The organism is Dysgonomonas sp. Shenzhen-Wh21, from assembly GCF_043392705.1.
GTDB lineage: Bacteria > Bacteroidota > Bacteroidia > Bacteroidales > Dysgonomonadaceae > Dysgonomonas.
The window spans coordinates 1-7,787 of record NZ_JAIXHZ010000184.1 but is presented as its reverse complement, the minus strand read 5'-3'; the positions used below and the strand labels follow the sequence as shown (position 1 = coordinate 7,787).

Below are 7,787 nucleotides of genomic sequence, written 5' to 3'. Positions count from 1 at the left end.
CCTTACATTCCAAATCTTTTACCAATTAATTTTAAAATATTTTTTGGCAGAACTACAAAAATAATACCTATATACCTTATATGCAAACTGTTGTTAAACATATTTTTTTTAAACCTTTTTTGAAAATTTTAGACGAGAAAGAAGAAGGGACGCGGAAAAGGAGCGATTGATTAATTTTAGAAAAGCACATCACTTGTCCATTAATTTGCAAAGAACTTCATATGCGATTGGACAAGTACTCGCATTTTTTACAGTTAATTTATAAATCTGCTCAAAATTTTTCCGATCCGTATGAGGATATTCCCGACAAGCTTTCGGTCGAGATTCGTATATCGAACAATAATTATCGTCCATAAGAAAAGGACAAGGCATAGACTTGAATACATAATCGCCATCTTCATCTATCCGCAAATAGGAAGAAACAACTTCCGACGGTTTTATGCGAAGTGCCTTTGCCATCCGCTCAATATCCTTATCGTAGATAGCCGGCCCTAATGTCCGGCAACAATTGGCACACGTCAGGCAGTCAATCTTTTCGGAAACCTCATCGTGTAATTGCTGCACAATGATATCCATTTTGCCAAGACGCTTTTTATTCTTTTTATAATATTGAAGAAACAGAGGTTTCGCTTTCTCAGCTAATACCTGCAAATTTTCATATTGTTTCATTGTCTCTGTCTTCGGGTCTTGTAATTTCTCCTATTAGAGGCACACGCATTCGTATCTTTATATCTTCTTTATCGTACTTATGCCCGATAAGAAACATCAGCTTAGCTAAAGCGGCTTCGAATGTAGCATCAAATCCACTGATAACACCTGCACGCAAAAGCTCACGCCCCGTCTCGTAACGCTGCATATTTACAAGTCCGATTTCACATTGGGATATATTGACTATAATAACTCCTCGCTTCACCGTTTCGCGGATAAGATCAAGAAACCAAGGTGAGAGAGGAGCATTTCCCGAACCGTAGGTTTCAAGAATCACAGCTCTTATATTCTTCAATGTCAAGATTGCCTCTACGGTTTGCTTGTCAATTCCCGGGAACAACTTTAATGAAGCGATCCTATTATCTAATCGATAATGGAAGATCGTTTTCTTCTCATAGTCGGGCGTATGAATAGCCTTTCTCTCATACCTTATCTGAATACCAGATTTTCCTAAATTAGGATAATTGTAAGACTTGAATGCATTAAAATTATCTGCATTCACTTTGGTACTCCTATTCCCACGAAGCAAATCGTTCTGGAAGAAAACACATACTTCGGGAACAATTGGATAGCCTAACTGATTCTTATCGGCGGCTATCTCCAAGGCGGTAATCAAATTTTCTTTTGCATCTGTCCTCAATTTACCGATAGGCAGCTGAGCTCCGGTAAGCACTACAGGCTTATGCAAGTTCTCGAGCATAAAGCTGAGAGCCGAGGCCGTATACGCCATTGTGTCGGTACCATGCAGCACAACAAATCCATCGTAATCGTCATAATTATCTTCGATGATGTGCACCATCTTTTTCCAATGTTCGGGCGTAATCTCCGAAGAATCTATAACAGGATCGAAAACAATATGATCTACATGAAACTTGAAACGCTGAAGTTCAGGTATATGATTGTTCAGATGAGCAAAGTCGAAAGGCTCTAAAGAACCTGTAGCAGCATTTTCGACCATCCCGATTGTACCTCCTGTATAAATTAATAATATGTGAGCATTAACATCAATCATAGTTTACCTGAAAAGAATTAATAACCTAATATACTTTTGTCAATTATTTAAATACTCGACCTACATTATCGGCCACTAAAATAGCAAAATGATTTTTATTTACATCCATTTCACCTGAAATATTTTCATACACCTTACAAATAGTCAAATCAGACTCATCTGTTTCACAAAAAATATCAGTCAATGGAATATTCTTAAGCGAATCTGCATTAAACTTTTCTCCTATCGAAAATTTGAAGCCAACTTTACTCAATTGCTCTGTCTGTAGGGGATTGCCTCTATAACCATGAATAATCCAAGGGATGTTACTCCCTTTGTATTCCTTATACAATCGGATTAGCTCGTCCCAAGCCTTTACGCAATGTATAATAAGAGGTTTATTTACATCCATAGCCAATTCTATCTGTTTGCGAAATACATCTATCTGCACAGACATTTCGGCACCCCTTAATTTATCAAGACCGGCTTCACCTATGGCTACGACATTGGGCTCAACAATAATTTCTTCTAAAATGCGGAGTTGCGAATCAGAATCTTCGGCATTCCACGGATGCACCCCACAAGAAAACCAACAATCAGGATGCTGATTTCTTTTCTCATAAAAATCTTCCGGATAGGTATTCATAATAGACTTCACCTCATACCCTTCGCATGAAGCGTTATCTACTTTATGTGTATGAATATTATATAAATACATAGTCCGAAATGAAAAAACGAGATTATCTTCTGTTCAGAAAAAATCTCGTTATTTTTTATATTGTTATAACATCTCTATCTTATAAGATTAATAAATTCTTCCCGAGTTTTAGCCTGATTAAATACTCCTGTAAAGTCGGAGGTGGTAGTCGTCGAATTCTGTTTCTCCACCCCTCGCATCTGCATACACATATGCTGAGCTTCTATCACGACCATTACCCCCAAAGGATTAAGAGTTTGCTGTATACATTCCTTTATCTGTAAGGTCATACGCTCTTGCACCTGCAAACGACGTGCAAACACATCGACCACACGGGCAATCTTACTCAATCCCGTTATATATCCGTTGGGAATATATGCTACATGAGCTTTACCCCAAAATGGGAGCATGTGATGCTCGCACAAGGAATAAAAATCTATATCTTTTACAATTACCATTTGACGGTAATCTTCTTTAAACAAAGCCTTATTTAAAATAGCTTCGGGGCTTTCACTGTAGCCCTTTGTCAAAAATCGCATAGCCTTGGCAACTCTGTGAGGTGTCATTAACAGGCCTTCGCGCTCCGGATCTTCGCCTAACAAAGAAATTACATTCTTATAGTGCTCCTCCAGAAGGTTCATTTTGTTTTCTTCTTGCATTATGAAGATTATATATTATCGTTTAACGACCTCCGACACGACGGTCATCTCTCGTCCGAATGAAGGGAATGTTTTGCGCATATCATGCATCATTTGCTCAGCTTCTTCTTTTGTACGGAAGTTTCCTACCCGTAGACGCCAAAATGGAGACTGAAATGAAACCGAAGTTCTCAGCTCGGGATAAGCATTCCTTATCTGTGCCTGCTTCGATTCAGCTTCCCTTTTGGATTGTTGCTGATTATTTCCCATAAAAACTTGAATCTTGTACTCTCTCACTCTGGTTCCGGGAGCTACATTCGCATTCGAAGATGTGGACGGCTCAGGTTCACCGAGAGAGTCTATGGGCTCGGTACTCCGAACCGCTATTTTACCCTGCAACACATCATCTTGCATAACTTTTACATCCCCTTGCCCCCATTTAGATGAGTTCAGTTCATCAATGATTGTTTTCTGACTGTTTTGTGCGATCGCAGAAGCCGAAAACAATCCTAATAAAAAGAAAATATAAAAACTTTTTTTCATATGTGTGTTATTTAAAAATGTTGCGGATATTCGGTCAGGGTTCATCCGCAACATTATATATAAACTTTAGTCGATCTCTTAGAATCCTTCAATTACAGGAATAAATTTCTCAACATCGAGAGAAGCTCCACCTATAAGTCCGCCGTCGATATCAGGACATGAGAAAAGTTCTTTTGCATTTCCTCCGTTTGCGCTACCACCATATAGGATTGAAGTGTTATCTGCAACTTCTTTACCATATTTTTCAGCAATTGTTTGACGAATGAAAGCGTGCATTTCCTGAGCTTGAGCAGATGTAGCAGTAAGACCTGTACCAATAGCCCAAACCGGTTCGTAAGCAATAACTATTTTAGAGAAGTCTTCGGCAGAAAGATTAAACAATGCATCTACTGTTTGTCTTTTTACAACATCGAAATGTACATTTGTTTCTCTTTCTTCTTTTGTTTCACCGATGCAGAAAATTGGGCTTAATCCGTTAGCTAAAGCCAATAGCACTTTTTCTTTCAAGATAGCATCTGTTTCTCCGTAGTATGTACGACGCTCAGAGTGTCCGAGGATTACATATTTTGCACCTGTAGAAGCTACCATTGCAGCTGATACTTCGCCTGTATATGCGCCTGAAACTTTATCAGCACAGTTTTGAGCAGCAACACCCAATTTAGTAGATGAAGCTACGCTTGCCAAATGAATGAATGGAGTACCTACAATTACTTCACATTTTAATGTTTTCCCGGCTAATGCAGCTTCTAATTCTTTAGCAAACGCAACACCTTCTTGTAGATTCTTGTTCATTTTCCAGTTTCCTGCAACAATATTCTTTCTCATGATTTTAATATTTGTTTTTATTGATTAATATATTATTCTTTAATTTCTTCTTCATTTTCTTCTTCTACGACGGCTTCTTTCTTCATCTTTCTGAAAAACAGGAAATCCAATCCTTTCAGAAATAACAATGGTAAAAAGAATGCAACGCACACAGCTATCAAGTTCTTTTTGTCTTCGGCCTTCGTATCTATCATCTGTCCATAAGGCAAATCAGTCAAAGGTTTTGTAAGATACTCTTCTGCAGGAACATCTATATCCGCCCATTTGTTGACTACAATACCTTCTTTTAACAGAATAAGCCCCGGATTGGAACGAATTACAGTTTTTAGCATGCGTCCGTCAGCTGTACAGAAATCAAAATTTATCGTATTCTCTTTCGACCATTTTATTATTTCATCTGTAGGCGATGCGGTCACACAAAAGAAATGATAATTATGATCTTTTGCATAGTTTTCTATATCCTCGAATCGGCTGAGATAAGAATCACTCATATTAATTAACGAAGGTGTTATCATCAAGAAAACGTAATTTGAATCCGACAACACTTCTTGCGTAATATCTAATTGCGTTTCAACCTCTGTCCTATCCGAATTAAAGACCAATTTATTTATAGAAAAATCATTAATAACAGGCTTTTCTCCTTCCTGTATAACATGATTATCCATTCGCACAAAAACCCATGTACTATCTTCCCAAGGATAATTTTCTTCAGTAAACTCCTTTTCTACTCCATCCTTCGCATAAACAAGCACTGTCTTCTCTTCTCTCCCTTTTCCACTCTCTACATTCATCAATTTAGGAAGATTAGCTCCTATTTTGTATGGTCGGAAGTCGAACAAGGGATCGTATAAATAATTGCGGAAAGTGAAAAGACCAATAAAAATAAAGATATACAAGAATGCCAGCCAGTATGTTTTACCTGTAAACCAATTACTGATACGCTCACAATATAAGAATACTATAACAGAGCATATAAGAAGTACTATATTTTTATAGAATGTCTGCCAATTGGTAATTATCAGTGCATCGCCAAAGCATCCGCAATCTTCTACCGGATCTGTTATAGCCAGATACAGAGTAAGCCCCGTCATAAAGACCATAACCAGCAACATCAGTCGGGAGTTCCACTTGCGGTACAAGCCGAACAGCATACATGCCCCCATTGCAAATTCTACAACACTTTGCAGAACAGAACCTGTCATAGACAAGAAAGAAAGCGAAGTAAGATTGAATGCAGCAAAGTAATCTTCGATTTTATAAGCCGTACCAAAAGGGTCGACAGCTTTTACAAAGCCGGAGAAAATAAAGGTCACACCCAGTATAATTCTGGATATTTCTACTAAAATCTTTATAATTACATCCTTCTTTTTGCCCATTTATTTAATTATCCCTCTTCAGGAAATTCTAACTTTATCAAGCCAAAGAGAGAATAGTTTACCATATCCATATAGTTGGCATCTACTCCTTCCGAAACAATGGTCTTGCCTTTGTTTTCTTCTATCTGCTTTGTGCGATATATCTTTGTCAGAATAAGATCGGTATATGAACTAATCCGCATAGAGCGCCATGCCTCGTCATAATCATGATTTTTGGCATACATCAATTCTTTGGTTTCGGTCATATGTTTATCATACAATGCCAGAGCCTGCTCTTCGGTAATATCTATACTATCCGAAAAACCCAATTCCAATTGCATCAAGCCAATGATACCATAATTCACGATTCCGATAAACTCGGGAGCAATACCTTCATCAATAAGGCTGACGCCCTTTTCTTCGATACTTCTTATACGTTTTGCTTTTATCAGTATCTGGTCAGTAACCGATTGGGGACGGAGTATACGCCATGAAGCACCATAATCTTTCAACTTTTTGGCAAAAAGAGTACGGCATATTGCTATTACATGTTCAAATTGCTGTTTGGTATCGGCCATGTGGATCTCTCTATTTTTAAGGAAGCAAAGGTATGAAAAATTGTTTAATGATAAGATTCATAAGTTGTCAATAATAAGTTGTCTTCACTTTTTATAAGTTTTAATGCTCTAAAGCTTCCATGATAACAAACTGTAAAAAACCTTTTTTAGTGAAAAGGTGACAAAAGTGACACCTTTTACGCACTTTTTCACTATCACGTTTCCCCCTTCATCTTAATAACCAAAGCTCTCCTTTATAAGATAATTTTAGTATAAAAAAGAAAAGGGGCTATCAGAATAATCTGATAACCCCCAATCTATTATGAACATTTTATCACTTTTTTGCCATTCTTTTACGATCATTCTCATCCAGATAGATTTTACGTAAACGTATCGCATGTGGCGTTACCTCTACGTACTCATCCCCTTTTATATATTCCAAGGCATCCTCGAGACTGAAAATAACAGGAGGAGCAAGCTTCACCTTATCATCTGTCCCCGAAGCACGCACATTGGTCAACTTCTTCGATTTTGTAAGATTTACAACCAGATCTCCTTCTTTGCTATGTTCTCCTACAATTTGCCCCATATAGATATCTGTCTGCGGCTCAAGGAAGAATTTACCTCTATCTTGCAATTTATCAATAGCATATGCATACGCATTACCGGATTCGCTAGCGATAATAGATCCATTCATGCGTTTTTCGATATCACCCTTCCATGGTTGGAATTCTAAGAATCGGTGTGCAACAACAGCTTCTCCCGCCGAGAGCGTAAGTGCAGCGTTGTTTAACCCGATAATACCACGTGAAGGAATATTGAATTCGAGATAGATACGATCTTTTTTGTTACCCATCATCGTCAATTCTCCACGACGACGTGTCACAAGGTCTATAATTTTACTTGAATATTCTTCCGGCAAATTGATAGTCAATTGCTCTACCGGTTCATATTTTTGTCCGTCAATGTCTTTTATGATAACCTTTGGCTGACCAACTTGCAGCTCATACCCTTCGCGACGCATAGTCTCGATAAGGATTGACAAGTGCAAAATACCACGTCCATAAACAATCCACGAATCGGAGTTGTCCGTTGTTTCAACACGTAGTGCCAAGTTGCGGTCGAGCTCCCTCATCAAGCGGTCGTGAATATGCCTTGATGTCACAAATTTACCATCTTTCCCAAAGAAAGGAGAATCATTGATGGTAAACAACATTGACATAGTAGGTTCATCGATATCGATTGTCGGTAACGCTTCCGGATTTTCCAGGTCGGCAATCGAGTCGCCAATTTCAAAACCTTCGATTCCTATCAGGGCACAAATATCCCCACACTGAACTTTCGGAACTTTTATACGTCCCAGTCCTTCAAATATATTTATTTCTTTGTGCAAGCGTGATGGAAGTTTTGTAAAAACGAGAATAAAAGAAATAAATATATTTGAAGGACTGGGACGTATAAAAGTTCCGAAAG

General features: G+C 38.1%; 8 protein-coding genes and 1 pseudogene. All 9 read right to left on the bottom strand.

All coding sequences use genetic code 11. The features are described 5' to 3' along the window. Positions 1-189: 189 nt before the first annotated feature. A complete protein-coding gene (locus LDB17_RS13140) occupies positions 190-669 on the bottom strand; it encodes a YkgJ family cysteine cluster protein (RefSeq protein ID WP_252637299.1) in 480 nt (159 codons plus the stop codon). Next, positions 656-1,720 carry an asparaginase gene (locus LDB17_RS13135; RefSeq protein ID WP_252637297.1) on the bottom strand — a complete coding sequence of 355 codons (1,065 nt, stop codon included), beginning with the start codon at positions 1,718-1,720 and terminating at the stop codon, positions 656-658. The genes LDB17_RS13140 and LDB17_RS13135 overlap by 14 nt, the downstream gene beginning before the upstream one ends. Before the next feature lie 43 nt (positions 1,721-1,763). Continuing rightward, positions 1,764-2,417, bottom strand: coding sequence for a TatD family hydrolase (locus LDB17_RS13130; protein WP_252637295.1), 654 nt, complete (start codon positions 2,415-2,417; stop codon positions 1,764-1,766). 74 nt (positions 2,418-2,491) lie between these two features. After that, on the bottom strand, positions 2,492-3,055 hold the full coding sequence (gene folE, locus LDB17_RS13125; protein ID WP_006841378.1) for a GTP cyclohydrolase I FolE: 564 nt from the start codon (positions 3,053-3,055) through the stop codon (positions 2,492-2,494). Positions 3,056-3,070: 15 nt separating this feature from the next. Further along, entirely contained in the window at positions 3,071-3,577 is a 507-nt protein-coding gene (locus tag LDB17_RS13120) for an SPOR domain-containing protein (protein WP_135106883.1), read from the bottom strand. A gap of 78 nt (positions 3,578-3,655) precedes the next feature. Then, positions 3,656-4,402 (bottom strand): triose-phosphate isomerase, encoded by a 747-nt coding sequence (tpiA, locus tag LDB17_RS13115; protein ID WP_252637294.1) that lies wholly within the window; start codon positions 4,400-4,402, stop codon positions 3,656-3,658. A gap of 32 nt (positions 4,403-4,434) precedes the next feature. Continuing rightward, on the bottom strand, positions 4,435-5,778 hold the full coding sequence (locus LDB17_RS13110) for a BT_3928 family protein (RefSeq protein ID WP_252637292.1): 1,344 nt from the start codon (positions 5,776-5,778) through the stop codon (positions 4,435-4,437). Between the two features lie 8 nt (positions 5,779-5,786). Further along, on the bottom strand, positions 5,787-6,335 hold the full coding sequence (locus LDB17_RS13105) for a DUF1599 domain-containing protein (protein WP_252637290.1): 549 nt from the start codon (positions 6,333-6,335) through the stop codon (positions 5,787-5,789). Between the two features lie 313 nt (positions 6,336-6,648). Then, positions 6,649-7,787 (bottom strand): annotated as a pseudogene (locus LDB17_RS13100) (translational GTPase TypA); the annotation flags it as partial.